2 protein-coding genes and 1 tRNA gene are annotated in these 538 nt (G+C 41.8%); 2 read left to right on the forward strand and 1 reads right to left on the reverse strand.

Annotated elements, in window-relative coordinates; translation table 11 throughout:
• Both ACK4IR_RS12425 and ACK4IR_RS12430 read left to right on the forward strand, forming a co-directional pair.
• A partial coding sequence (locus ACK4IR_RS12425; protein ID WP_409874649.1) for a hypothetical protein occupies positions 1-210 on the forward strand: 210 nt, incomplete at its 5' end.
• Positions 211-234: 24 nt separating this feature from the next.
• Positions 235-307 (forward strand) — tRNA-Arg (locus tag ACK4IR_RS12430).
• Positions 308-315: 8 nt separating this feature from the next.
• On the opposite strand, the gene ACK4IR_RS12435 is transcribed toward ACK4IR_RS12430, so the two are convergent.
• A partial coding sequence (locus ACK4IR_RS12435; protein ID WP_409874650.1) for a hypothetical protein occupies positions 316-538 on the reverse strand: 223 nt, incomplete at its 5' end.

The raw sequence follows: 538 nt of genomic DNA on the forward strand, positions 1-538 counted from the left end.
CTGGAGCGCAGTAAAAATGTTGGTTTGGTTAAGTTTGTTATGAACTGGATTACTTCTGCCTACGAATTAATGATTAAAGAGTTTTCTACAGAGCTGGATGGGTTATTGGTATCGGTTATTCTGCATGTACTCGATAATGAGGATATGTGTATAAGGGAAATCGGTAAGAAATTTATTGATTCCAGAATTAACGCTTTGTCTCTTATCTAAGACTGCTATAATGGTACTAAATACGCGCCCGTAGCTCAGCGGATAGAGCACTCGCCTTCTAAGCGATTGGTCGTTGGTTCGAGTCCAACCGGGCGCGTTATACTATCAGGCTAATAGAGGAACTTGCATGTATAGGAAGTCAGGATTTCCCATTTCCCTGACAACTATGGCATGCTTGCCGTCGTACAGCTCTTTATTGGAAATGGCAAGCCATAACGACCCTTTCATTTTTGCAATGCCTTTATAAAAACGAGAAATGTTCAGTCGGATATCGTATTCCCCATTAACCTGCGCAGATAGATATAGGGGAGGCATCTCTTTATGCTCG

Origin of the sequence: Thermosynechococcus sp. (genome assembly GCF_046299635.1) — a bacterium.
GTDB lineage: Bacteria > Cyanobacteriota > Cyanobacteriia > Thermosynechococcales > Thermosynechococcaceae > Thermosynechococcus.